Origin of the sequence: Brucella rhizosphaerae, assembly GCF_002252475.1 — a bacterium.
Classification (GTDB): domain Bacteria; phylum Pseudomonadota; class Alphaproteobacteria; order Rhizobiales; family Rhizobiaceae; genus Brucella; species Brucella rhizosphaerae.
Genome location: NZ_NNRK01000012.1, coordinates 96,107 through 120,553 on the forward strand (window position 1 = coordinate 96,107; position 24,447 = coordinate 120,553).

Below are 24,447 nucleotides of genomic sequence, written 5' to 3' on the forward strand. Positions count from 1 at the left end.
ACTTTGCTCCTATTCAGCAGCAACTGCTGCCGAGGGTGTACCTTCATCGACATTGGCAACCGCATCCATGCCATCGCCGGCTTTGTCTATGCGCTGGCCCTCGCGTTGTGGCTTAACCAGAGGCTCAGGTGTAACGGGCTTGTTGAAGAGCAAATGCCGACCTGCCATGATCCCTTCAGATGCCTGTACGTGCAGGCGATCCTCGTCACGCTGGCGCACATCTTCGCGGATCGCATAGGCGTTGGCTTCCGACAAGCCAAGTCCTTCCAGCGTGCGCTGACCGAACAAAAGCCCGGATTCGAATGTTTCACGAAGTTCGTATTCCACGCCTTGTGCACGCAGTTGCAACGTGTGTTCCCGATCATAAGAACGCACGAACAGGCGCACGTCAGGATATTCTGACTGGATGAGGTTCACGATCCGGTTGGTGATTTCCTTTTTATGGGTACAAACGGCCACAATTTTCGCTTTGCGAATACCGGATGCTTCCAGCACATCCTTGCGGGAACCATCGCCAAAATAAATGCGAAAGCCAAACTTGCCTGCGGCACGCACGCGATTGGGGGAATTATCGATGACTGTCACATCGATACCGCCTGCCAGCAATATCTGAGCGGAAATCTGTCCATAACGCGAAAAACCGATCATCAGCACATCAGCGCCGGCGCCCTCAAAGTTTTCTTCGATAACGTCTTCGGTCTTATCCTTGATCAGCAGTCTCGAGCCAATGGCTACAGAAAGCGGTGTGAGCGCCATCGAGACGGTAACTGCGGCGACAAGTTCCGAGCTGAGTGCACTGGAAATCACGGCAGCAGCGGCTGCTGCTGAAAACAGCACAAATGCAAATTCTCCGCCCTGCGGCAGCAGGAAAGCAACCCGGATCGCATCATTGTGGTTGGAGCGGAAGATGCGGCACAAAACATAGGTGATAGCTGCTTTGACGACCATGAAGATCGGGACCGCAAGCAGGATTGTTTTCCAGTATTGAAGGATCACAGTCAGATTGAGCGAAAGGCCGACAGCCACGAAAAACAGGCCGAGGAAAATTCCACGGAATGGTTCGATATCGGCTTCGAGCTCATGCCTGTAAGAGGATTCGGCCAGCAACACGCCTGCGATGAACGCGCCCATTGCCATGGATAGCCCCGCTGCCTGTAAAAGACTGGCTGAACCCAGAACCACGAAAAGAGCCGCAGCGATCATCACTTCGCGTGCACCGGTATTGGCAATGATACGGAACATCGGATTGATCAGATACCGTCCCGCAATCACCAGTGCGATGATCGCGGCAATGGCTGTCGCCAGATGAAAGCCTGCGCTCGCCTGCGACGGTTCATTGGGGGACAGCGCCGGAATGATCGCCAGAATAGGAACAATGGCGAGGTCCTGAAACAACAGGATGGCAAAGGCGCGCTGCCCATGTTTCTGATTGGTTTCAGCACGGTCTTCCAACACCTGCATGGCGAATGCTGTTGAGGATAGTGCTAAGCCGAAGCCGATGATGATGGCTGCATTGGTCTCCAGTCCGGCAAGATAGACGCCCAGGGCAGCCAGCGCAGAGCCAGTGAGCAAAACCTGCGCAGCACCCAGTCCGAAAATTGCGTGACGCAACGACCAAAGTCGCGAAGGCTTCAGTTCAAGCCCGATAATGAAGAGCAGGAAGACGACGCCGAGCTCGGAAAAATGCAGCAGTTCCTCACCTTCGGAGATAAGGCGTGCGACGGGACCGATCGCAATACCGGCGGCGAGATAGCCCAGAACAGTACCGAGCCCAAGGCGTTTGAATAGGGGCGCAGCGATGATCGCACCACCCAGAATCACCAGCGCCTGTAAGTAAAGACTTCCGCCTGTTGCGACCATGTTTTGCTCTTGGAATATGAAGAATGTGGCAGGCTTGCCTTGAAGCCCCCGGATTTCAGCAATATAGAAACATGATATGGCTCTAATCAGTCTAATGTCGAACAATTTGACGATATTTTTTCGCAAATTCCCATTACGGTTGGTTATATCTCGTGGTTACCAGTCTGGTGCCGTTTTGCCCCTATAGTCTTGGATTATGTAATGATTTCAGATAATTCGTCGGAGAAACTGGTCGACCGCGCTGCCCAGCTGGTGGCTGCTGCAAGGCGTGCGGGTGCTGATCATGCTGACGCGGTTGTGATCCGTGCGCGCTCTGTCAGCGTTTCTGTTCGGCTTGGCAAGGTCGAGGGAACCGAATCGTCGGAGAGCGATGATTTTTCTCTTCGGGTGTTTGTCGGTCGTCGCATCGCCAGTGTTTCGGCCAATGCTGGCAGTGATCCCAACAAATTGGCGGAGCGCGCTGTTGCTATGGCACGCGTTGCACCAGAAGATCCGTATGAGCAATTGGCTGATCCGGCGTTGCTGGTGAACGCACCCCGCAATCTTGATCTCTTCGACGCGATTGAAGTCGATACGGCACGCCTTACTGAAGACGCGCTGGCAACGGAAGCAGCAGCACGTGCGGTGCAAGGTGTAAGCAATTCCGGCGGTGCCGGAGCTTCACGCAGCATGGGTGGTCTGGTGCTGGTCACATCGTCGGGCTTTTCAGGCGAGTATGCTGCAACGCGTTTCGGCCGTTCGGTGTCTGCAATTGCAGGCGAGGGGACCAAGATGGAGCGCGACTATGATTTCAGCTCGCGCCTTCACTTTGCCGATCTCGACACACCTGAAAACATCGGCAGACGCGCCGGTGAGCGCGCCGTGCGTCGTCTCGGTGCAAGGCAAGCCAGGACGGGTCCGGTTACAGTCGTTTTTGATCCGCGTCTGGCGCGGGGCATTGCGGGCCATCTTGCGAGCGCAATCAATGGCGCGGCCGTTGCACGCAAGACAAGCTTTCTGCGTGACAGTCTTGGAAAGCAGATTCTGAAAACTGGGATCAATGTTACCGATGATCCGTTGCGCATCCGCGGGTCTTCGTCTCGCCCCTTTGATGGCGAGGGCATTGAAGGGCAGCCCCTGACGATGGTTGAGGATGGCGTATTGCAGCATTGGCTCCTGGCTGGCTCGAGTGCACGCGAACTGGGACTGACAGGCAATGGACGCGGTGTGCGTTCGGGTTCCGGCGTCTCACCCGCTTCGACCAACTTTGCCATTGAACCGGGTGCAGAAACACCGGAATCACTGATCCGTTCTGTAGGCACAGGCTTTTATGTAACGGAAGTGTTCGGGCAGGGTGTGGATATGATCACTGGCCAATATAGCCGTGGTGCTTCCGGGTTCTGGATTGAGAACGGTGAGCTTGCCTATCCTGTGAGCGAGGTAACGATTGCCTCTAATCTTAAGGACATGTTCCTCAACATGACGCCCGGCTCCGACATTGATCGGAACTTTGGCATGACAGCCCCAACTCTTGTAATTGAAGGCATGACCCTTGCCGGAAATTGAGAAACGCAAAGACATTCAGAACGAGCTTGAACTTTTACGCAATGCGGCACGCGAAGCAGGCCGCATCGCCATGCGTTATTTTGGGCAGTCGCCGGAAGTCTGGTTGAAAGATGGGCAATCGCCCGTCAGCGAAGCTGATTTTGCTGTCGATAGCTATCTGAAGGAAGTGTTGCTCGAAGCGCGGCCTGACTATGGCTGGATTTCGGAAGAAACGACGGATGACCGGGCTGCTGCTGTGCGCAGCCGCGCTTTTGTTGTCGATCCGATTGATGGCACACGCGGTTATATCAATGGGCAAACCCAGTGGTGCGTGAGCATTGCCATTGTTGAAGACGGCAAGCCGATTGCCGGTGTGTTGCAATGTCCCGCGCGTAATGAAGTGATTGAGGCCGGCAAAGGTTTTGGTGCATCTCAGAATGGCACGCCTATTCAAACGCGCCTGCCTCCGCTGGGAGAAAAAATTTCGCTCGCTTCCGCAAAGCGTATGGTCGATGAGCTGCCCGAAGGCTGGCGTGATCGGGTGATCGTACATCCTTATGTGCCATCGCTTGCCTATCGCATTGCAATGGTGGCGCGTGGTGATATTGCCGGCACCTTCATTCGGCCAAATTCACATGATTGGGACTTGGCCGCAGCCGATCTCATCCTCAGTGAGTCGGGCGGAGCGCTCTTGACCCATGACGCTCAGCCTCTCGTTTATGGTGGACCGACGCTACAACATGGTGCGCTGGTTGCTGCCAGTGGAAACCTTCTGCAGGAAATGTTGAGTGTTGTCGCGGACTGGCCATTGAGCTAATCATGCTGCGAACCGGAATAAGCGCATCCCGAAACGCGTGAAGCGGCTTTTGGACTAAGATGCGCGTTAGATAAAAATGTTGAGATGCGCGATTTGATTTTGTCAGATCGAAACGCGTTTTTGTTCAAGGGATATTGTCATGAGTGCCGAAGGCGACAAGAAGCAGCTTCTTCATCTGGTATTTGGCGGTGAGCTGACAAAGCTCGGAACCGTTCAGTTCCGCGATCTCGATAACCTCGATGTCGTTGGTATCTATCCTGATTACGAGTCTGCAAAGACTGCCTGGAAATCGAAGGCGCAGCAGACCGTAGATAACGCGCATATGCGTTATTTCATTGTGCACCTGCATCGATTGCTTGATCCTGAAGGCGTGGACCTGAAAGCGGAATAAGCACTTTTGTCCGCTCCACGCGAAGATCAGATGGCAAAGGAAAAAGGCGTATCAAAAGCTGATGCGCGTAGCCGTTCGGATGGCTTTGCCAAACGCATGTGGCGCCGCATTCGCGGCCCGATTGCGCGTTCGGCTTTCATACAATCTGTGCTGGTGCAGCTGATTTCCAGCTATCTGAGATTTGTGCATCTGACCAATCCGCGTCTGAAGGGATCTGCCGATATCAAGACCCTTTTGCGTGAGAATAGTCCCTCAATCATAACGTTCTGGCACGGTCAGCACATTATGGCTGCGGTGGTACGTCCGCACGATCTGGAAGTGGTGGCCATGTTTTCGCGCAGTGCCGATGCAGAACTTAATGCACGCATTGCTGAAAAGTTCGGCTTTATCACAGTGCGTGGCTCTGGCGGCCGCGGCGAAGGCAATTCCGCTAGAAAAGGCGGGGCGCGTGCACTTTTAACGTTGAAAAATGCCCTGAAAAAGGGACAATCAGCGTCGATGATTGCTGACATCGCCCATGGCAAAGCGCGTGAAGCGGGCGAAGGAATTATTTTGCTGGCCAAATTGTCAGGTCGACCAATAATGCCTTTTGCGTATGCTTTTTCGCGGAATCATGTTTTGCATAAGACTTGGGACAAGACCACAATTCCGTTGCCATTCGGACGCTCGACCATTGTTTGCGGAGAGCCGGTCTGGGTGGATGAAAATGCCGATGAGGCGCAACTGGAAGAAAAGCGCATGGAATTGACGCGCCAACTCAATGACGCGACGACCAAAGCCTATGCCGCATTGGAGGCAGATAAATGAGTGAACGTTGGGCACGAAACATGTTGTCTGCCTATCGAATGCTCGGCTCTGCCGCCTATCCCTTCATCGGGGCTTACATTTCCTATCGTGCGTCGCGTGGCAAGGAAGAGCGCGTGCGGCGTGGCGAACGCTACGGAAAGACTTCCATTGCGCGACCACAAGGGCCTGTCATTTGGGCCCACGCTGCAAGTGTTGGAGAATCGGTAGCCATGGCGCCGCTGATTGAAAGCATTGCAGCCACTGGTATCCACATCGTTATGACGACCGGAACGGTGACATCTGCAAAACTGGTCGCCGACCAGCTGGGCAATCAGGTTATCCATCAATATGCGCCGCTTGATTTGCAGCCAGCGGTCAATAATTTTCTTGATCACTGGAAACCTGATCTGGCGATAGGCTGTGAATCTGAGATTTGGCCAGCCACGGTGCTTTCGCTTGGCGCGCGGCATATTCCGCATGTGCTGGTCAACGGCCGTTTGTCCGACCGCTCTTTTGCTGCGTGGCAGAAACGTCCTGAACTGGCAGAAGCGCTGTTTGAAAACTTTGCGCATGTGATTGCGCAATCCGAGCTGGATGGCGATCGCTTTCGCGCTCTTGGTGCAAGGCCCGTTTCAGTTTCGGGCAATCTCAAGGTCGATACTGCTCCGGCACCTGCCGATCCGCAGGCACTGGCAACCATGCAGCGCCAAATTGCCGGGCGTCGCACATGGGCCGCAATCTCTACCCATGACGGTGAAGAAGAAATAGCCGCAGAAGTGCACCAGATGCTGAAGGTCCGGTATCCGCGTCTGGTCACGATAATCGTCCCGCGCCATCCAAACCGCGCTTCTTCCATTGAAGCCATGCTTGGCGAAAAGGGATTGAAGGTGGCTGCACGCAGCCGCGGAGACGTTATTGAAGCGGATACTGACATTCTGCTGGGTGATACGATTGGTGAAATGGGACTTTATCTCCAGCTCACCGAGATTGCCTTCATTGGCAATTCACTGACCAAAGAAGGCGGCCATAACCCGCTTGAGCCTGCCATGATGAACACTGCGGTGCTGACGGGCAAGAATGTTCAGAATTTCCGCGAATCCTTCCAGCGGCTTATCAAGAATGGTGGCGCGCGCGTTGTGAAGGATCGCAACATGCTCGCTGGTGCAATCAATTTTCTTTTTAACAATCCAGAACATCTGCGCTCGATGATCATTGCCGGTGCAAATACGGTAAAAGATATGCGCGGCGCGCTGGATCGTACTTTGAATTCGCTGGAGCCATTCATTCAACCGCTGGTCTTGCAGGCGCAGTTGCCGGGCAATCGCAATGATGCAGCCTATAGCAACGGCGGCATCTGATCATGGCAGGCGAGGCACCACCTTTCTGGTGGGACAAGCCTGACTGGCGGGCTTGTGGGCTTTCACCGCTTTCGTGGATTTATGGTGCTGTTGCGGGGCGGCGACTTCTCAAGGCAGAGCCGCCAAAAGTTGCAGCTCCCGTTCTCTGCATCGGTAATTTTACGGTTGGTGGCGCGGGAAAAACCCCGACAGCCATAGCCTTTGCAAAGGCTGCTAAAGCACGCGGTTTGCAACCCGGTATCGTTTCACGTGGTTATGGCGGCAATTATAAAGGGCTGCACATTGTTGATCCGTCGAGTGACAGTGCGCGTCATGTGGGCGACGAACCACTGCTGCTTGCGCGTCATGCGCCAGTCGCTCTTTGCCCGGATCGTTTGAAGTCCGCGCTGAAGTTACGCCAGCGCGGCTGTGATTTCATTATCATGGATGATGGTTTCCAGAGCGCTCGACTGCATGCTGACTTTGCATTGCTGGTGGTCGATTCGACACGTGGTGTCGGCAACGGCCGGGTGATTCCCGCAGGGCCGTTGCGTGCTCCCATGACCGATCAGATGCGCAAGACTGACGCTCTGCTGCGTATTGGCAAGGGTGGTGAGGCTGATTTTGTGGTGCGACAGGCATCGCGTGCCGGACGCGCCGTTTACGAGGCACAACTGGTGCCGTCGTCTTCGGCAGCGGTTGCTGGTAATCGCTGGCTGGCTTTTGCGGGAATTGGTAATCCAGCGAAGTTCTTTGCGAGCGTACAGGAGGCTGGTGGCGAAGTCGTGGAAGGCCAAACCTTCCCGGATCATTATAGCTATCAGCCTGATGATATTCATAAACTCGTCGATACGGCGAACAGGCTTGGAACAGGTCTGATTACGACAGCCAAGGACCATGTCCGTCTTGTGACTATGAGTGATGTGTCGAGTGAGTTTATGCGCGAATTGGCCGTGCTCGATGTGGATCTGCAATTCGAGCGCAAGGACGCGCTGGACCATATTCTCGATATGGCAGTCGAGCGGTACAAAGCCCGCTCCATCACCTGATAACTAAGCCTTCTTGCGGCTGCGTAATTCCGGATTAAGTGCCAGCTCACGCTCATAAGAGATCAGCCCGGAGGCATAGGCTTCTTGTCGTGCAACGCTCCAGTATTTCAGCTCATCGAGCTGAATAGGTGCACCTGTGACTGCGCACAGGACAAAAGAGCCGTGCTTCACGATTTCAAAATCGCCATCGAGATAACGCAGGACAGCTTCTGAAGATCGGGGTGATTCAAATTTGTTCATTGTGTAATTCCTTGATGCCAGAATCTATCAAGCATGGACGTGGGCGTCTAGTGGTCTGATTCCGACATTTGCATCCCTCGGTTATAGGCGTTGGATAAATGTCGGTCGGGGTTCAAACGTCAAATTCAATCCACCAGAGCGTATCCCGAAAAGTGTAATGCGGGTTTCGGGAAGGATGCGCGCTAAAGCGGAGTTAACGTCTTCCGAACAAGCGTTCAATATCGGTAAGCTTCAGTTCGATATAGGTAGGGCGTCCGTGATTGCATGTGCCAGAGCCGGGTGTCGCTTCCATATCACGCAACAGCGCATTCATTTCCTCAGGCTTCAAGCGTCGGCCTGAACGCACCGAGCCATGGCAGGCCATGGTCGCGGCGACGTGGTTCAGCATGGCTTTGAGCCCATCGGATGTGTCATGTTCTGCAACTTCATCTGCAAGGTCACGAATGAGTTGCTGCACATTCATCTCGCCGAGCATCGCAGGTGTTTCACGCACTGCGATAGCACCAGGACCGAACTGCTCGATGCCCAGGCCAAAGCGGGCGAGCGTCTCAGAATGGGCGGTTAGGCGCTCCGCGTCTTCTTCCGGCAGGTCGACAATTTCGGGAATGAGCAGCATCTGCCCTGGTATCGCGCGCGAATGGAGCGCATTCTTGAGCGCTTCATAGACGAGACGTTCGTGGGCGGCATGCTGGTCTACAATGACCAGACTGTCCTCTGTTTGCGCGACGATGTAGTTCTCGTGGATTTGTGCCCGCGCAGCGCCCAGCGGTTTCTGCATTGTCTCGACAGTGGCTTCAGTGATTGTGGCGCGTGCATCGGCGGCAGGAATTGTGATTGATTCAATTGTTGCCTGCTCGTCTTCATGAAATGCAAGCGGGCTATCAAAACCAAGTGGCTTATGCGCAGGATGCGCTGTTTGCGGCGACCATTCTGTACGTGGTGTGGAAGGTGTCGCCGGGCGCCATGTGGGCGCTGTATAGCCACTGGTTGAGGTGCGCGGCTGAAATCCTTCAGCACGAAACGCCTGTAACATGGCTTCTGCACCGCTTGTTGCGGGACGTATGCCCGATTGCGCGAGGGCTTGCTTGATGGCACCTACAATAAGGCCGCGCACGAGGCCCGGATCGCGAAAGCGGACATCTGCTTTGGCAGGATGCACATTCACATCCACCAGGGACGGATCGAGTGTTAGAAACAGCACCGCGACCGGATGCCGGTCACGCGCAATGACATCAGAATATGCGCCGCGTAGCGCTCCGAAAATCTGCTTGTCGCGAACAGGTCGGCCATTCACATATGCAAACTGATGCAGTGCATTTCCCCGGTTGAAGGATGGAATGCCCGCAAAGCCCACAAGTCTCACGCCATCACGTTCAGCATCTATAAGCAGCGCATTATCCGAAAACTCCTTGCCGAGTATCTGGCCGATACGTTCAAGGGTGGCATCCACGCCAGTTCCTGTTGCCGGGAGTTCGAGTGGAGTCCGATCAGTTCCCGCCAGCGAAAACCGTACTTGTGGAAATGCAATTGCGATCCGTTTTACGATATCAGTGATAGCGGTGGCCTCGGCACGATCCGTCTTCATGAACTTGAGACGTGCAGGCGTCGCATAGAAGAGGTCACGCACTTCTGCAATCGTGCCGCGATTAAGGGCTGCGGGGCGTGGCCCGTCCAGATGCCCGCCATTGACGGCGACTTCAAACCCGGATTCCGCATCCTGTGGGCGCGATTTCAGTGTGAGTTTTGAAACGGAACCGATCGACGGCAGCGCTTCGCCGCGAAATCCCAGCGCGCGAATATCATTCACATCGTCGGTGAGCTTCGATGTGCAGTGGCGCGAAACTGCCAGTGACAGCTCATTGGAAGGAATGCCCGAACCATTATCGGTCACGCGCAGAAGCGTCTTGCCGCCGCCCGCGGTCACAACCTCAATACGGGTTGCGCCCGCGTCAATCGCGTTTTCGACAAGTTCCTTGATCACGCTGGCGGGGCGTTCAATCACCTCGCCAGCGGCAATCTGGTTGATAATGGTTTCGCTTAAGTGCTGGATTGTCATGGAGCGACTATAGCGGATTCGCAGCTGCGAAAAACCGCCATTTGTTGATGATCCAGATCACAATTCGCGTAGCCGCATCTTTAATCAGGTGCGCCCATAAATATCATCGTAACGGACGATGTCGTCTTCGCCCAGATATTCGCCGCTTTGCACTTCAATCAGCACCAGCGGCAGAATGCCGGGGTTTTCGAGACGGTGCTTGAAGCCGCAAGGGATATAGGTCGATTGATTATTGGTGAGCAGGATTTCCCGTTCGCCATTGACGACCTTTGCCGTGCCGGAAACCACAATCCAGTGTTCGGAACGGTGGTGATGCGCTTGCAGGCTCAGACGGCGACCGGGCTTGACCTCGATGCGCTTGATCTTGAAGCCATCGCCTTCTTCCAGAACCGTGTAAGTGCCCCATGGACGGTGAGCGGTACGATGTAATTTGGCCGCTTCGTGGCCTTGAGCACGCAATTTGTTGAAAACCTTGCGAACATCCTGTGCCTTATCGCGATGGGCGACAAGCAGGGCGTCCGGCGTATCGACAACCAGAAGATCGTGAACGCCGACGAGACTGACGAGACGGGTTTCCGAAAGAACAAAGCTGTCGGTCGTTTCTTCAAGAACCGTTTCGCCGCGCAATCGGTTGCCGTCAGCATCAGGCTCGATCAGATCGGCCATTGCTGCCCACGAGCCAATATCGGACCAGCCACAGGAAACAGGGATACAGGCGATGTTGTCTGCCTTTTCCATAACTGCATAGTCGATAGAAATGGCAGGCGTTGCAGCAAACTGATCCCTGGCGATTTCCAGCGTTCTGGTTTCGCCATTTAAACCCCGACGTGAGTGTTCTAGCGCCGATCTCGCGCCGGTTAGAACTTCTGGTGCATGACGCTGCATCGCATCGATCATCGTCGAAGCCTTGAAGCAGAACATGCCGGAATTCCAATAATAGCGGCCGCTTTCAACATAGGTCTGTGCGGTAGCAGCGTCGGGCTTTTCAACAAAGCGCAGAACGTCCGTACCATCGACTTCGATGTAGCCAAAGCCTGTCTCTGGATGATCAGGCACGATTCCGAAAGTGACGATGCGGCCAGCTTCAGCAAGTTTGCGTGCTTCCACCACAGCTGCTGCAAATGCTGTTTCATCTTCGATCAAATGATCCGCTGGCAAAATGAGCAAAGTCGCATCGGCACCATAGGTTGATGCTGCCTGAATGGCTGCCAATGCTACTGCAGGTGCTGTATCGCGGCCAAGCGGTTCCAGAAGGAACGTATTTTCGATCTTGTGCGCAGAGGTATCAGTCTTGGCGTCGGCATAGGCATCAAGCGTCAGAAACAGGAAATCGCGGTTCGTGACCGTGAGAATCTGATCGGCATCCTGAAGCCGCGAAGCGCGCGCATAAGTCTTTCCGATCAGCGTGCCGCCATCAGGCAGCCCGATGAATGGCTTTGGGTGGGCGTCGCGTGAAAGCGGCCAGAGTCTGGAACCAGAACCGCCGCTGATGATAACCGGGATAAAGCTCATTTGCTGGTGGCATCCTTCGTTGCGTTACGGGCGATTTCGAGTCCCATTGTCAATAGTTCACTGGCTTGCGCTTCGCTGGCGGCTTCCACATAGCAGCGCAGTTCAGGCGCATTGCCTGACGCACGATAATGCACAGCATTACCTGATTTAAAGAACAGCTTCACACCATCGATTGCTTCAAACCGTATAACGGTGTCCGTTGTCGGGAAAAGCTGAATACGTGCGTCTTCCTGCGTGATGACAGACAGAAATGCGGCACTTTTTTCTTGCGGCACATTCTGCAAACGGTCGCTCAGCGCAATACGAAAGCCATAGCTGCGCGCGATTTCAGAAAGAGGCGTTTGCGTTTGTTTGATCGTGCTCAGGCAGGCAAGAATTGGCAGAAGAGCATCACGTGTTGGGAGCACAGATAGTTGCCGACCTTCCTTGTCGATAGTGCTTCCGAGAAGCACACCACCATTGGCTTCAAATCCAACGACGTTCTTTGAGTTTTCGTTCAAAGCCTGTTGCATGCCAGCGATTACATATGGCGAGCCAACGCGCGTGCGCAGAACACGGGAAAATCTCCCACATTCCTCGAGGGCTGCATTTGAGGTTACTGGCGTGACGATTGTGTCTGCATTCGCCCACGCAGCAGTGATCGCGCCCACAAGATCGCCACGCACGAAGTCACCATGTTCGTCGGCGATTAGCGGGCGATCCGCATCGCCATCTGTCGAGACGATGGCATCAAAGCTGTCCTGCTTTGCCCAGTCTGCAAGCAGTTGAATATCCTCAGGTCGCAAGGCTTCTGTATCGACAGGTACAAAAATATCAGAACGGCCCAGCGCCACTGTCTCCGCCCCAAGTGTGCCAAGGATTTTGGTGAGCAGATCGCGTGCAACGGAGGAGTGCTGGTAGACGCCGACTTTCAGTCCTGCGAGGCTCTCATGACCGAAAAGCGTGATATAGCGCTCGGCATAGGCGTTGATTGCGCTATCGTTCACAGGCATGTTCGCGGCTTTTCTTGACGCAACATCTGCCGGAAGAGCGGCATAAGCCGCGCTTATCGCGGCTTCATCATTCTTATCGATTTCGCCATCGGCGCGATAGAATTTCAGCCCATTGCGATCATCCGGGATATGACTGCCGGTGACCATGATACATGGCGCATTTTGTGCCATGGCATAATAGCTCAGAGCGGGTGTAGGCAAGACGCCGCAATCAACAGGTTTGAAACCTGCATTCTCAATCGCACCCATTGCAAGCGCCGCAATATCTGGGCTCGACGGGCGCAAATCCTGACCGACAAAAACCTTGTCGCCTGTGTTCAGACTGCCTCTCGATTTTAGCATATGCACGAATGCCAGCGAATAAGCATAAGCAGGCAATCCGTTAAGCTCGGTCGCCAGTCCTCTGAGACCGCTTGTGCCGAATTTGAGGGAATTGTCTGTCATGCGGTGTCCGAACCTGTTTTCTGATGAAAATCAATTTAGTGCATTGTTTAGACTGCCAGTGCGGCCTTCGTGCACCCGACAAGGTGCACGGCGCTCTAATTCCAATATCAGGCTCTGTAAAAGCCGTTTCTCATATCGCGTATATTACGGACTGTTTCAATCGTTGCGTGTTTATGTGGTTATCGAGAACTTTCCGCTTAGAGCGGCTCCAGTGAATACTGAACAGTCGGAACCGCTCTATCTGTTCACTTTTATGCATTTTCGAGCCAAAACCGGTTTCCGCTTTTGGCTCGGAAGCTCTAGACATAGTCGCGATGGGCGGGCAGGTTAAGGTCCGGCAGACTTTCGGCCTGCATCACCGCACGGGCAACGGCATGAGCCATCACAGTCGCAGCGATAGCGCCAATGGCCGTTACATCAGCTTCAACACCTTCTGCATTACCTGTCGAGAGCGCAAAGATCGTATCGCCATCCCACATTGTGTGGATAGGGTTGATCGATCGGGCAAAGCCATCATGCGCCATGCCAGCAATCTTCTTCAGCTCAGCCTTGTTGAAAGGAACGTTGGTTGCAATCGCACCGATGGTCGTGTTGGCCCCGCCGGATTTGACGACATTGCGGCCCTGCATGATCGAGTCCATGATGTTGCGGAAGCCTTTGCCGTCTTCGTTACGCGCGCCAGCCAGAATCTGTTGCGAATTGGGCGCGTAGACGTCACCTACAGCGTTTACGGCAACGATTGCGCCAACCACGACGTCAGTTCCGGGGACCTTGTAGCTCGCTGTGCCAAGGCCACCTTTCATCGCATATTCCATGCCAAACATTTTGCCGACAGTTGCGCCAGCGCCTGCACCAATATTGCCTTCGCCGGAGGCTTCGGCTTTTGCTGCTTTGCAAGCCAGATATCCCGCTTCTTCATCGGGGCGAATTGAAAAGTCGCCAACACCGAGGTCCATCAGAATGGCGGCAGGTACAATCGGAACGACACCCTTGCCGATCTTGAAACCCAGATTGTTCTCTTCCAGATAACGCATCACACCGGTAGCAGCGCTCAGACCGTAGGCACTGCCACCCGACAGCAGAATAGCCTGCACCTGTTGCACGTAATTCATTGGATCGAGTAGATCGGTCTCGCGGGTGCCGGGTGCCGAGCCGCGCACATCGACGCCTGCTGTCGCACCATCTTCGCAAAGCAGAACCGTACAGCCGGTTGGGCGCTTGGTCAGTGTGTGATGTCCGAGTTTGATCCCCGGCACATCGGTAATGCTTCCGCCCATCAATTCCAGCATGCTTTCATCTCCCCTTTGTGCTGCTGTTGCCGAACCGACCATGAAGGGTACTGTTCCCAGCCCCGCAAGTGATTTTGCGAATGTTCTTCGATCCATAGGTATGTCCTCCCCCAATATGTTTATTCAGAGCATTTCCAGCAAAAGTGCGCAGCGGTTTTGCATGAGGTAAATGCGTAAGAAAGAATGATCAGAGTGGTTCCAATGATTTAGTCTTAACTGGAGCCGCTCTGATCAGATGATATATTCTTTTCCCTTGCGCGACGCTGGCGCAAGACATCAGCCACAAATGTTCGCGACAAAGCATGATAGAGCGGCTCGTGCGAAATGAGCCGGGCGGTGCCATATCCGAGCATCGACGCGCACATCAGCGGAATTACGTTGTTATGGTTACCTGTCATTTCCAGAATGATGACAAAGGCAGTCATGGGCGCTTGCACGACGCCTGCAAAATAGCCAGCCATGCCCAACACAGCAGCAAGACTGGCGCTGGTGCCGAGCAGCAGGCCTATCGTGCTGCCAAGTCCGGCGCCGACAGCCAGGGAAGGTGCAAATATCCCTCCGGGAATACCGGACACCATTGAGAGAAGGCCTGCAACGAACTTCTCTATGAAGTAGAAGGGTGGAAGTGACAGACCTTCCACTGCGCTGCGCGCCTGATCATAACCGGTGCCAAAGGTTGCTCCGCCAGATGCAATGCCGATAATGGCAATTACCAGACCGCATATGCCTGCGATAATGACAGTGTCCCGAAGCGGTGCCTTCTGTACGCGTCGTCGTGCACGATTTGTCAGATTGAGTGCGAGCGCGCTGAATGCAGCGCCGAATGCGCCACCAATAACGCCGCATCCAATCACCAGAATCCAGTCCATGTGGGTTGCGACGGTTACAGTTGTCAGGCCGAAATAGTTATAGTTTCCCACCAGGCCGAGCGAGGCGAGACCTGCGAGGATAACCGCGGAGAGAACCAGACCATTGGTTCGTGCCGCATAGGCTCGCCCCATTTCTTCAATGGCGAAAACGATGCCTGCAAGCGGCGTATTGAAGGCTGCGGCGATACCGGCCGCGGAGCCGGCAAGAATGAGTCCGCGCGCCTGTTCCATGCTGCCGATGCGTGCCGATAACAGCATGATCGACGCGCCGATTTGCACGGTGGGCCCTTCGCGTCCGATGGAGGCGCCAGAGAAAAGGCCAACGATTGTCAGAATGATCTTACCAAATGCGATCCTGAGCGAGAGCAGTATTGTCCGGTCTTCCGGGTTAGTCAGATGACGGGCGGCAATCGCCTGCGGGATGCCGCTGCCGCCTGAACCGGGGAAACAGGTGATTGCTATCCATGAGCACAGCATGAAGCCCAGTGGCGTGATAATGAGCGGCAACCAGGTCCGCCATGGGCTGGCAGAGCCGTTAGTCAATGTTTTGAACCAATCCTGCGCAATATCTGCGGCTTCGGCGAAGGCAACGCTGATAAGCCCGATTGCGATGGCGCCGCACCAGAAAACGAGGCGAGGCTTCCACAAACGTGGAGACATCCACATTGCCTGTGATCGGCGAATGAGTGGAACGCGTTGATATGATTTACGCATTTTGCCCCCTTTGGGCTAATTACAGCAAATATGCCGGCGATTTATCACGAAAATCGTTATCAGTAACTGAAACTTGTCTGTAAAAGACTTTCCAAGCAGTCATAACCATGTTACCAGCCGGTGCCAATTCAACACGAAACCCAGTCTAGTCGCTGCTCCCGGACGCTTTCCGGAGAGGCGGCTTTTCTCATTCGATAAAACCGGTAAAGGAATTGGCAATGGCAAAAATCGTGGAATCTTCCACCGGCGCGCTCGCTCTTACTTTCGATGATGTGCTTTTGCAGCCGGGCCATTCCGAGGTGATGCCGGGTCAGGTTGATCTGCGCACTCGTATTGCGGCAGACATTGAGCTTAATCTGCCACTCCTTTCAGCTGCTATGGATACGGTCACGGAATCGCGCCTTGCTATCGCAATGGCACAATCGGGCGGCATTGGCGTTATTCATCGCAATCTGACACCTGAACGTCAGGCTGAAGAAGTCCGTCAGGTCAAGAAGTTTGAATCTGGCATGGTGGTGAATCCCGTCACTATCGGACCGGATGCGACGCTTGCCGATGCACAGGCGCTGATGAAAGCGCATCGCATTTCCGGTATTCCTGTTGTCGAGAACGCCGGCAAAGGTCCGGGCCGTCTGGTTGGCATTCTGACCAATCGTGATGTGCGTTTTGCTTCCGATCCGGCGCAGAAAATCTACGAGCTGATGACGCGCGAAAACCTGATCACGGTTCGCGAAAACGTGCAGCAGGATGAAGCCAAGCGCTTGCTGCATGCACACCGTATCGAAAAGCTGCTGGTTGTCGATGACCAGGGTCGTTGCGTTGGCCTCATCACGGTCAAGGACATTGAAAAGTCGCAGCTCAATCCAAATGCAGCCAAGGATGCGCAGGGTCGCCTGCGTGCTGCTGCTGCCACAAGCGTTGGTGAAGATGGCTACGAACGCGCTGAGCGCCTCATTGATGCAGGCGTCGACCTTTTGGTTGTCGATACGGCACATGGTCATTCGCAGCGTGTTCTCGATGCCGTTGCACGCATCAAGAAAGCCTATCCAAATGTTGCCATTCTGGCAGGCAATGTTGCCACCGCTGGTGGCACACAGGCATTGATCGACGCTGGTGCGGATGCCGTCAAGGTTGGTATCGGACCTGGCTCGATCTGCACCACGCGTATTGTTGCAGGCGTTGGAGTGCCACAGCTTTCGGCAATCATGTCGGCTGTTGAAGCAGCTCAAAAGCACAATATTCCGGTAATCGCCGACGGCGGCATCAAGTTCTCCGGCGATTTTGCCAAGGCGCTTGCGGCTGGTGCCGTTGCTGCAATGGCTGGTTCGCTTCTGGCTGGCACGGAAGAAAGCCCGGGCGAAGTCTATTTGCATCAGGGCCGTTCGTTTAAATCTTACCGCGGCATGGGCTCCGTTGGTGCAATGGCCCGTGGTTCGGCAGATCGTTATTTCCAGGCGGAAGTGCGCGACGAACTGAAGCTGGTACCAGAAGGTATCGAAGGTCAGGTCGCTTACAAGGGCCCGATCTCAGCCGTTCTGCATCAGCTTGCCGGTGGCCTGCGCGCCTCCATGGGTTATGTGGGTGCGAAGACGCTGGAAGAATTCCGCGATAGAGCAACCTTCGTGCGCATCTCGAATGCGGGCCTGCGCGAGAGCCATTCCCATGGCGTATCGATCACCCGTGAAAGCCCGAACTATCCGGGCGGCATGTAATATCTATCGAATATTATCTTAAATCAGGCGGCCTTCGGGCCGCCTTTTTAGTTTGCAAGTGACGGCTTAGTTTACAAGTGACGGCAACTCATCGTCGTTGATGAGAAGATTGTTCGCGCTTTCCACTATGCATTCAGCAAGTGCCTGAAAGTCTTTGTGACGCTTGCTTTGTCTGCGCCAGAAGAGTGCGATTTCTCGTTTTGGCTGTTCCCCTTCAAAGGGAACGATGCGCATGTGATTACTGCGTGCTTCGGCACGAACGGCTATTTCCGGGATCAGCGTCAGTCCCATGCCGTGGCTCACCATTTGCAGCAGTGTTGTCATGCTGGTTGCGCCATATTTTACCAGTTGGCGCTGCGATGGCAGCGAACAAACAGCCAGTGCCTGATCGCGCATGCAGTGTCCTTCTTCCAACAGCAGCAAACGATCCAGCGCAACATTGTCCTGTGTCATGGGAGAAGAGAGGATGGTCTGGTCGTTGCTTGAGGTAGCGATCAGGAATCGGTCGTCAAAGAGCTTTTCATGCGCGAGACGATCATCCGCGATCGGAAGCGCTGCAACGATGGCGTCGATTTCGCCGGCATTGAGTTCGTCGAGAAGCTTGGCCGTCACACTTTCGCGCAGTTGCAGACGGAATGATGGATGCCGCTCTCTGAGCAATGGAATGAGATGGGGCACCACATAAGGCGCGACTGTCGGAATAATCCCTAAGCGCAACTGGGTTTGCAGCAAGCCTTTGCTTTGCGCCGATATTTCCTCCAGCGCATGGAGTTCTTTGAGAATGGTTCTGACGCCGGGAAGCAGGTCGCGGCCAAGCTCCGTAATGATGACTTTACGTTGCGAGCGTTCAAATAGCGGCGCGCCAGCGACCGCTTCCATTTCTGCAATCTGTGCCGAGAGGGCGGGCTGTGAAATATGCGCGAGCTCTGCCGCTTTCCGAAAATGAAGCGTGCTGGCAAGCGCATCGAAGTAGCGCATTTGTCTGATCGTGAACATGATAGGAAAATCCTATCAATAATAACACAAAAAGCAATTGGAGATTATTATTGGAACAAGTCTAAACTGCATTCGTTACCCAGCCAGGGCATGATGCAGCGAGGCTGTTTTGTGCCAGAAGCCAGGCTTGAATGCTGGATCGACCAATTTATTTTAGGAGGGAAATTCCCATGGCAGACCGTCCGATTATGACTACAAGCGCTGGTGCGCCAATCCCGGATAACCAGAATTCCCTGACCGCTGGTGAGCGCGGCCCTGTTTTGTTGCAGGACTATCAGCTGCTTGAGAAGCTGTCGCACCAGAACCGTGAGCGTATTCCTGAACGTGTTGTTCACGCCAAGGGTTGGGGTGCATTCGGCACGCTGACAATTACTGGCGATATTTCCAAATACACCAGGGCCAAGGCTTTGCAGCCGGGTGCCAAGACCCCGATGCTGGCCCGCTTCTCGACTGTTGCCGGAGAGCAGGGCGCTGCCGATGCCGAACGCGATGTGCGCGGCTTTGCTCTGAAATTTTACACCGAAGAAGGCAACTGGGATCTGGTTGGCAACAACACACCCGTCTTCTTTGTTCGTGATCCGTTGAAGTTCCCGGATTTCATTCACACCCAGAAACGTCATCCGAAATCCAATCTGCGTTCCGCAACCGCTATGTGGGACTTCTGGTCGCTTTCGCCGGAAAGCCTGCATCAGGTAACGATCCTGATGTCGGATCGCGGCTTGCCGACGGATGTGCGCCACATCAATGGCTATGGATCGCATACCTATTCGTTCTGGAACGATGCAGGCGAGCGTTATTGGGTCAAGTTCCACTTCAAGACCTTGCAAGGCCACAAGCACTGGACCAATGACGAAGCTGAGCGTGTGATCGGCCGTACGCGCGAATCCACGCAGGAAGATCTGTTTACCTCCATCGACAAGGGCGAGTTCCCGAAGTGGAAGGTTCAGGTGCAGATCATGCCGGAACTGGATGCCGATAAGACGCCTTATAACCCGTTCGATCTCACCAAGGTGTGGCCACATGCTGACTATCCGCCAATTGATATTGGCGTGATGGAACTCAATCGCAATGCGGAAAACTACTTCACCGAGATCGAAAACGCTGCATTCTCGCCATCAAACATCGTACCCGGCGTCAGCTATTCGCCTGACAAGATGCTACAGGCACGGTTGTTCTCTTATGCCGATGCACACCGCCATCGCCTTGGTACACATTATGAGACCCTGCCGGTCAACCAGCCAAAATGCCCTGTGCATCACTACCATCGCGATGGTCAGATGAATGTTTTCGGCGGCATCGCAACCGGTAATCCGGACGCGTATTACGAGCCGAATTCATTCAATGGCCCCGTAGAGCAGCCATCAACCAAAGAACCGCCACTGCGTATTACTGGCGAGGCTGATCGTTATAATCACCGTATTGGGAATGATGATTACTCGCAGCCGCGTGCTCTGTTCAATCTGTTCGACGATGGTGAGAAGCAGCGCCTGTTCTCGAATATTGCGGCAGCAATGGGTGGCGTTCCGGGCTTTATCGTTGAACGCCAGTTGGGCCATTTCAAGCTGATCCATCCTGATTATGAAGCAGGTGTACGTGCGGCTTTGAAAAACGCGCATGGCTATGAAGCCAATACGATTGCTACGGAAGAAGAAGCAACCGCTGCGGCTGAGTAAACCTGCAGTTTTGTGCTCAATCGAAAGCCGGAGGGGAACCTTCGGCTTTTTGTTTTGAATTGTCGATTGCCTTTTCCCACCAAGGAAGGCTATGCCCGACACTTAAGATGTGAAGGAGCGATAATGCGGCTTGGCGGACGCCTTCAGGCGGCGATAGAGGTTTTGAACGATATTGAAGCGGGCAAGCGCCCGGCTTCCGATGCGCTTAAGGACTGGGGTGCATCGCACCGCTTTGCTGGTGCGGGCGATCGGGCCATTATCGGCAATATTGTTTATGATGCGCTTCGCCGTAAACTATCCATCGCCTGGCGCATGGATGCGGATGATGCACGTGCATTGGCTCATGGCGCGCTGGTCTCTGAAGGCGGTATGGATTTCGCTGCGATTGATGCTGCGCTTGAAGGTGATAAGTTTGCCCCCGAGCCTCTGGAGGCACCGCGTCGCGAGGCCTGGTCCAGTCGTGATCTTTCTGCGGCTCCTGCCTTTGTAAAAGCCGATGTGCCCGAATGGTGCGTTCCTTCGTTTGAAGCGCTGTTTGGCGAGCGCTGGGTTGAAGAGGCCGCGGCTCTTGCCACACGTCCACCAGTTGATCTCAGAGTCAATCTGCTGAAAGCCACGCCGCAGGCAACTTTGGCGGCACTGGAAAAAGCAGGCGTTGCCAAGGCTCCGCTCCTCGATCAGGCTTTGCGTATGCCGCCGATTGAAGCACTTGGCCGTCATCCCAATGTGCAGAACGATCAGGCGTTTCTTGATGGCTGGTTCGAGGTGCAGGATCTGGGATCACAGCTTGCAGCCCTGTATGCAGGTGCGAAACCAGGCGAACAAGTGCTGGATTATTGCGCCGGTGCAGGTGGCAAGACGCTGGCTCTCGCTGCAGCAATGAAGAATAGCGGACAGGTTCATGCCTATGATGCTGAACGTGCGCGTCTTTCGCCAATGCATGACAGATTGCAGAGAGCGGGCGTCCGCAACACACAGATTCATGGCAATCTCGATGCACTCGCTCCGCTTATCAAGCGTATGGACCTTGTGCTGACCGATGCACCGTGCACGGGCTCAGGCACATGGCGGCGCAGGCCGGACGCAAAATGGCGTCTCAATGATCAGCAGCTCGAACGTCGGGTGCAGGACCAGCAGGAAGTGTTGGAAGCTGCCAAACATTATGTGAAGCCGGGCGGTCGATTGGTTTATGTAACCTGTTCGCTTTTTGATGAAGAGAACACGCAGCAGGTTGAGCGTTTTCTTGCTCAGAACGGCGATTATTCGGAAGTCGCCCCGGCGGAACTCTGGAATAAGGCTGTTCCAGAAGCGGGGATGATTGCACCAGTGTATCCGGCTCGCGGTAGCGTATTTTCCCCATTGTCAACGGGTACAGATGGGTTTTATGTGAGTGTTTTACAAAAGCACAGCTGAGCTCGGGGAATTTTATGCCAGCGCACAGAGTAGCCGAGCCAGATTTTAAGGAACGCGTCGAGGAGAGTTTTGGCCGTCAGGCCGCTATGAAGTTGATCGGAGCCGAGCTCACGCGCTGTGAGCCAGGCATCGTTGAAGTTGAGATGCCGTTTCGCGATGAGTTGACGCAGCAGCACGGTATTCTTCATGCAGGTATAATTTCCGCGGCATTGGACTCTGCCTGCGGGTATGCAGCCCTCAGTCTTATGCCGACTGATGCTGCAGTGCTTACAATTGAGTTCAAGGTCAATCTGCTAGCCCCCGGTAGAGGTGACCGTTTTCTGTTCCGTGGTGAAGTTACCAAGCCCGGACGGACGATTATGGTCAGTGATGGACAAGCTTTCGCTGTGACGGACACGGAAGTGCGTCTTATTGCGACCATGACAGGCACAATGATGGTTGTTCAGGATCGTAAGGGGCTACAGGGATGATCAAAACCATTGCAGGAAAACGTCTTCTTTATGTCATGGCGACAGAAGCGGAATATGGTCCGTATCTGAGTTCGCTTTTTTTGCCGCTAATGATTGGCGTTGGTCCGGTCGAGGCTGCAATCAATCTGACGCGGGTTCTCACCGTCTTTGAACAGCAGGGCGAGTTGCCCGACCTGATCGTCTCGCTCGGTTCTGCCGGATCAGCGTCACTTCCACAAACTGACATCTATCAGGTTTCATCAGTCGCTTATCGCGATATGGATGCTTCACCGCTGGGTTTTGAAAAAGGCCGCACGCCATTTCTGGACTTGCCGAAGACTGTCGACTTGCCTTGTCTCGTGCCGGGTCTTCCGAGAGCGACCCTTTCAACGGGTGCGAATATCGTTTCCGGCACGGCCTATCAATCAATTGAAACCGACATGGTGGATATGGAGACATTCGCGTGTTTGCGTGCGTGTCAGGCATATGGCATCGCCCTGATTGGTCTGCGTGGCATTTCCGATGGGGTGCGTGAATTGCAGCATGTGGGCGACTGGACCGAGTATCTTCACGTGATCGACGAGAAGCTCGCAACTGCGGCCGAAGAGCTGGAAGCAGCTATTTTTGATGGCGCACTGACACTTCCTGACAATGATATGTCAGTATAGGCCAAGTTTCTCTGTTTCATTGTTGAAACGTGGCACTTCGTCCATTGCATTTTGGCTGCTTTTTATCTAGATGCTCCGCATGAGCACCACGGCACATCCTGACACTATCCTTATCGTCGACTTTGGCAGCCAAGTCACGCAGCTGATTGCACGCCGCGTACGCGAAGCCGGAGTTTATTCCGAAATCGTTCCGTTCCAGTCTGCGGAAGATGCCTATAAGCGCATCAACCCGAAGGCTGTGATCCTGTCGGGTAGTCCACACTCGACAACGGACATCGGCAGCCCGCGCGCGCCGCAGGCAATTTTCGAGGCGGGCATCCCTGTTCTCGGCATTTGCTATGGCGAGCAGACCATGTGCGCCCAGCTGGGCGGCAAGGTCGAAAGCGGTCACGACCGCGAGTTCGGTCGCGCCTTCCTTGAAGTTCAGGAAGACAGCGCGCTGTTTGCTGGCATATGGGCGAAGGGTACGCGTCATCAGGTCTGGATGAGCCATGGCGACCGCGTTACAGCGCTTCCAGAAGGCTTCAAGGTTATTGGCACATCGCCAAATGCACCTTATGCAGCGATTTCCGATGAAAAGCGCAAGTACTTCGCAGTGCAGTTCCACCCGGAAGTGGTGCACACGCCAGATGGCGCAAAGCTGCTTCAGAATTTCGTTCATAATATCGTCGGTATCAAGCCTGACTGGACCATGTCTGCCTATCGCGAACAGGCTGTCGATGCCATTCGCAAGCAGGTTGGTAAGGGCAAAGTCATCTGCGCGCTCTCGGGTGGCGTTGACTCTTCCGTTGCAGCGCTTCTGATCCATGAAGCAGTTGGCGATCAGCTTACCTGTATTCTCGTTGACCATGGTTTGATGCGCAAGAACGAGGCTGCCGATGTGGTGGCCATGTTCAAGGAACATTATAATCTGCCGCTGATCCTCGTGAACGCGCAGGACCGTTTCATTGGCGCTCTCGAAGGCGAAAGTGATCCGGAAAAGAAGCGTAAGACCATTGGCCGTTTGTTCATCGAAGTGTTCGAAGAAGAAGCCGCTAAACTTGGTGGTGCAGACTTCCTTGCACAGGGCACTTTGTATCCGGATGTTATCGAAAGCGTTTCGTTTACGGGCGGTCCTTCGGTCACGATCAAGTCGCACCACAATGTCGGTGGGTTGCCAGAGCGCATGAACATGCAGCTGGTCGAGCCGCTGCGTGAGCTCTTCAAGGATGAAGTGCGTGTGCTGGGCAAGGAGCTTGGTCTTCCTGACAGCTTTATTGGGCGTCATCCGTTCCCTGGTCCGGGTCTTGCGATCCGCTGCCCGGGCGGTATCACGCGTGAAAAGCTTGAAATCCTGCGTGAAGCCGATGCGGTCTATCTCGATGAGATCCGTAAGGCTGGTCTTTACGACGCTATCTGGCAGGCTTTTGCCGTTCTGCTTCCGGTTCAGACCGTTGGCGTTATGGGCGATGGTCGTACCTACGAATTCGTTTGTGCGCTGCGTGCAGTGACTTCGGTCGATGGTATGACGGCTGACTTCTATCATTACGACATGAACTTCCTTGGCAATGCTGCTACTCGCATCATTAATGAAGTGCGCGGCATCAACCGCGTGGTTTATGATGTGACCTCGAAGCCTCCGGGCACGATCGAGTGGGAATGATCGAAATCAATCGG

At 54.4% G+C, this 24,447-nt stretch carries 20 protein-coding genes; 12 read left to right on the forward strand and 8 right to left on the reverse strand.

Annotated elements, in window-relative coordinates; all coding sequences use genetic code 11:
* Window positions 1-9: 9 nt before the first annotated feature.
* On the reverse strand, window positions 10-1,860 hold the full coding sequence (locus CEV32_RS01430; protein ID WP_094573653.1) for a monovalent cation:proton antiporter-2 (CPA2) family protein: 1,851 nt from the start codon (window positions 1,858-1,860) through the stop codon (window positions 10-12).
* 201 nt (window positions 1,861-2,061) lie between these two features.
* Here CEV32_RS01430 and CEV32_RS01435 point away from each other — a divergent pair, with 201 nt between their 5' ends.
* The 6 genes from CEV32_RS01435 (at window position 2,062) to lpxK (ending at window position 7,764) form a co-directional block, all read left to right on the forward strand.
* Window positions 2,062-3,405: a TldD/PmbA family protein gene (locus CEV32_RS01435; protein WP_094573654.1), complete on the forward strand. Its 1,344-nt coding sequence runs from the start codon at window positions 2,062-2,064 to the stop codon at window positions 3,403-3,405.
* On the forward strand, window positions 3,392-4,201 hold the full coding sequence (locus CEV32_RS01440; RefSeq protein WP_094573655.1) for a 3'(2'),5'-bisphosphate nucleotidase CysQ: 810 nt from the start codon (window positions 3,392-3,394) through the stop codon (window positions 4,199-4,201). Before CEV32_RS01435 ends, CEV32_RS01440 begins: the two co-directional genes overlap by 14 nt.
* A 139-nt stretch (window positions 4,202-4,340) precedes the next feature.
* Window positions 4,341-4,592: a DUF4170 domain-containing protein gene (locus tag CEV32_RS01445; RefSeq protein WP_007878087.1), complete on the forward strand. Its 252-nt coding sequence runs from the start codon at window positions 4,341-4,343 to the stop codon at window positions 4,590-4,592.
* Window positions 4,593-4,622: 30 nt separating this feature from the next.
* Window positions 4,623-5,399: a lysophospholipid acyltransferase family protein gene (locus CEV32_RS01450; protein WP_094573717.1), complete on the forward strand. Its 777-nt coding sequence runs from the start codon at window positions 4,623-4,625 to the stop codon at window positions 5,397-5,399.
* On the forward strand, window positions 5,396-6,736 hold the full coding sequence (gene waaA / locus CEV32_RS01455; RefSeq protein WP_094573656.1) for a lipid IV(A) 3-deoxy-D-manno-octulosonic acid transferase: 1,341 nt from the start codon (window positions 5,396-5,398) through the stop codon (window positions 6,734-6,736). The genes CEV32_RS01450 and waaA overlap by 4 nt, the downstream gene beginning before the upstream one ends.
* A 2-nt stretch (window positions 6,737-6,738) precedes the next feature.
* On the forward strand, window positions 6,739-7,764 hold the full coding sequence (gene lpxK / locus CEV32_RS01460) for a tetraacyldisaccharide 4'-kinase (RefSeq protein WP_094573657.1): 1,026 nt from the start codon (window positions 6,739-6,741) through the stop codon (window positions 7,762-7,764).
* Between the two features lie 3 nt (window positions 7,765-7,767).
* Here the strand turns inward: lpxK and CEV32_RS01465 are convergent, their stop codons facing one another.
* From CEV32_RS01465 to CEV32_RS01490, 6 genes are all read right to left on the reverse strand, one after another.
* Window positions 7,768-8,004, reverse strand: a complete 237-nt coding sequence (locus CEV32_RS01465; protein WP_094573658.1) for a DUF2093 domain-containing protein — start codon at window positions 8,002-8,004, stop codon at window positions 7,768-7,770.
* A gap of 193 nt (window positions 8,005-8,197) precedes the next feature.
* Window positions 8,198-10,060 carry a DNA mismatch repair endonuclease MutL gene (gene mutL / locus CEV32_RS01470; protein ID WP_094573659.1) on the reverse strand — a complete coding sequence of 621 codons (1,863 nt, stop codon included), beginning with the start codon at window positions 10,058-10,060 and terminating at the stop codon, window positions 8,198-8,200.
* Window positions 10,061-10,144: 84 nt separating this feature from the next.
* Window positions 10,145-11,572 (reverse strand): mannose-1-phosphate guanylyltransferase/mannose-6-phosphate isomerase, encoded by a 1,428-nt coding sequence (locus CEV32_RS01475; protein WP_094573660.1) that lies wholly within the window; start codon window positions 11,570-11,572, stop codon window positions 10,145-10,147.
* The gene (locus tag CEV32_RS01480) at window positions 11,569-13,008 is read right to left on the reverse strand and encodes a phosphomannomutase (RefSeq protein WP_094573661.1); all 1,440 of its coding nucleotides are present in this window, start codon (window positions 13,006-13,008) and stop codon (window positions 11,569-11,571) included. The genes CEV32_RS01475 and CEV32_RS01480 overlap by 4 nt, the downstream gene beginning before the upstream one ends.
* A 299-nt stretch (window positions 13,009-13,307) precedes the next feature.
* Window positions 13,308-14,393: a P1 family peptidase gene (locus tag CEV32_RS01485; protein WP_094573662.1), complete on the reverse strand. Its 1,086-nt coding sequence runs from the start codon at window positions 14,391-14,393 to the stop codon at window positions 13,308-13,310.
* Between the two features lie 116 nt (window positions 14,394-14,509).
* Window positions 14,510-15,880 carry a chloride channel protein gene (locus tag CEV32_RS01490; protein ID WP_094573663.1) on the reverse strand — a complete coding sequence of 457 codons (1,371 nt, stop codon included), beginning with the start codon at window positions 15,878-15,880 and terminating at the stop codon, window positions 14,510-14,512.
* Window positions 15,881-16,098: 218 nt separating this feature from the next.
* Here CEV32_RS01490 and guaB point away from each other — a divergent pair, with 218 nt between their 5' ends.
* Window positions 16,099-17,592 carry an IMP dehydrogenase gene (gene guaB, locus CEV32_RS01495; RefSeq protein WP_094573664.1) on the forward strand — a complete coding sequence of 498 codons (1,494 nt, stop codon included), beginning with the start codon at window positions 16,099-16,101 and terminating at the stop codon, window positions 17,590-17,592.
* Window positions 17,593-17,658: 66 nt separating this feature from the next.
* On the opposite strand, the gene CEV32_RS01500 is transcribed toward guaB, so the two are convergent.
* Window positions 17,659-18,588, reverse strand: a complete 930-nt coding sequence (locus CEV32_RS01500; RefSeq protein WP_094573665.1) for a hydrogen peroxide-inducible genes activator — start codon at window positions 18,586-18,588, stop codon at window positions 17,659-17,661.
* Window positions 18,589-18,758: 170 nt separating this feature from the next.
* Here CEV32_RS01500 and katA point away from each other — a divergent pair, with 170 nt between their 5' ends.
* From katA to guaA, 5 genes are all read left to right on the forward strand, one after another.
* Window positions 18,759-20,261, forward strand: coding sequence for a catalase KatA (gene katA, locus CEV32_RS01505; protein WP_094573666.1), 1,503 nt, complete (start codon window positions 18,759-18,761; stop codon window positions 20,259-20,261).
* Between the two features lie 123 nt (window positions 20,262-20,384).
* Window positions 20,385-21,674 (forward strand): RsmB/NOP family class I SAM-dependent RNA methyltransferase, encoded by a 1,290-nt coding sequence (locus CEV32_RS01510; RefSeq protein WP_094573667.1) that lies wholly within the window; start codon window positions 20,385-20,387, stop codon window positions 21,672-21,674.
* A 14-nt stretch (window positions 21,675-21,688) separates the two neighbouring features.
* A complete protein-coding gene (locus CEV32_RS01515; RefSeq protein ID WP_094573668.1) occupies window positions 21,689-22,144 on the forward strand; it encodes a PaaI family thioesterase in 456 nt (151 codons plus the stop codon).
* Entirely contained in the window at window positions 22,141-22,791 is a 651-nt protein-coding gene (locus tag CEV32_RS01520) for a 5'-methylthioadenosine/S-adenosylhomocysteine nucleosidase (RefSeq protein ID WP_094573669.1), read from the forward strand. Before CEV32_RS01515 ends, CEV32_RS01520 begins: the two co-directional genes overlap by 4 nt.
* Before the next feature lie 79 nt (window positions 22,792-22,870).
* Complete coding sequence (gene guaA / locus CEV32_RS01525; RefSeq protein ID WP_094573718.1) at window positions 22,871-24,433, forward strand: glutamine-hydrolyzing GMP synthase; 1,563 nt, start codon at window positions 22,871-22,873, stop codon at window positions 24,431-24,433.
* The last annotated feature ends 14 nt before the right edge of the window (window positions 24,434-24,447 follow it).

What these genes read in the sequence shown, in the direction of transcription:
- katA (WP_094573666.1), top strand. Translation starts at nt 18,759, where the DNA reads ATGGCAGACCGTCCGATTATGACTACAAGCGCTGGTGCGCCAATCCCG.
- CEV32_RS01520 (WP_094573669.1), top strand. Translation starts at nt 22,141, where the DNA reads ATGATCAAAACCATTGCAGGAAAACGTCTTCTTTATGTCATGGCGACA.
- CEV32_RS01435 (WP_094573654.1), top strand. Translation starts at nt 2,062, where the DNA reads ATGATTTCAGATAATTCGTCGGAGAAACTGGTCGACCGCGCTGCCCAG.
- CEV32_RS01510 (WP_094573667.1), top strand. Translation starts at nt 20,385, where the DNA reads ATGCGGCTTGGCGGACGCCTTCAGGCGGCGATAGAGGTTTTGAACGAT.
- CEV32_RS01465 (WP_094573658.1), bottom strand. Translation starts at nt 8,004, where the DNA reads ATGAACAAATTTGAATCACCCCGATCTTCAGAAGCTGTCCTGCGTTAT.
- CEV32_RS01485 (WP_094573662.1), bottom strand. Translation starts at nt 14,393, where the DNA reads ATGGATCGAAGAACATTCGCAAAATCACTTGCGGGGCTGGGAACAGTA.
- guaB (WP_094573664.1), top strand. Translation starts at nt 16,099, where the DNA reads ATGGCAAAAATCGTGGAATCTTCCACCGGCGCGCTCGCTCTTACTTTC.
- mutL (WP_094573659.1), bottom strand. Translation starts at nt 10,060, where the DNA reads ATGACAATCCAGCACTTAAGCGAAACCATTATCAACCAGATTGCCGCT.
- CEV32_RS01490 (WP_094573663.1), bottom strand. Translation starts at nt 15,880, where the DNA reads ATGCGTAAATCATATCAACGCGTTCCACTCATTCGCCGATCACAGGCA.
- CEV32_RS01480 (WP_094573661.1), bottom strand. Translation starts at nt 13,008, where the DNA reads ATGACAGACAATTCCCTCAAATTCGGCACAAGCGGTCTCAGAGGACTG.
- guaA (WP_094573718.1), top strand. Translation starts at nt 22,871, where the DNA reads ATGAGCACCACGGCACATCCTGACACTATCCTTATCGTCGACTTTGGC.
- CEV32_RS01515 (WP_094573668.1), top strand. Translation starts at nt 21,689, where the DNA reads ATGCCAGCGCACAGAGTAGCCGAGCCAGATTTTAAGGAACGCGTCGAG.
- CEV32_RS01500 (WP_094573665.1), bottom strand. Translation starts at nt 18,588, where the DNA reads ATGTTCACGATCAGACAAATGCGCTACTTCGATGCGCTTGCCAGCACG.
- CEV32_RS01430 (WP_094573653.1), bottom strand. Translation starts at nt 1,860, where the DNA reads ATGGTCGCAACAGGCGGAAGTCTTTACTTACAGGCGCTGGTGATTCTG.
- lpxK (WP_094573657.1), top strand. Translation starts at nt 6,739, where the DNA reads ATGGCAGGCGAGGCACCACCTTTCTGGTGGGACAAGCCTGACTGGCGG.
- CEV32_RS01475 (WP_094573660.1), bottom strand. Translation starts at nt 11,572, where the DNA reads ATGAGCTTTATCCCGGTTATCATCAGCGGCGGTTCTGGTTCCAGACTC.
- waaA (WP_094573656.1), top strand. Translation starts at nt 5,396, where the DNA reads ATGAGTGAACGTTGGGCACGAAACATGTTGTCTGCCTATCGAATGCTC.
- CEV32_RS01450 (WP_094573717.1), top strand. Translation starts at nt 4,623, where the DNA reads ATGGCAAAGGAAAAAGGCGTATCAAAAGCTGATGCGCGTAGCCGTTCG.
- CEV32_RS01445 (WP_007878087.1), top strand. Translation starts at nt 4,341, where the DNA reads ATGAGTGCCGAAGGCGACAAGAAGCAGCTTCTTCATCTGGTATTTGGC.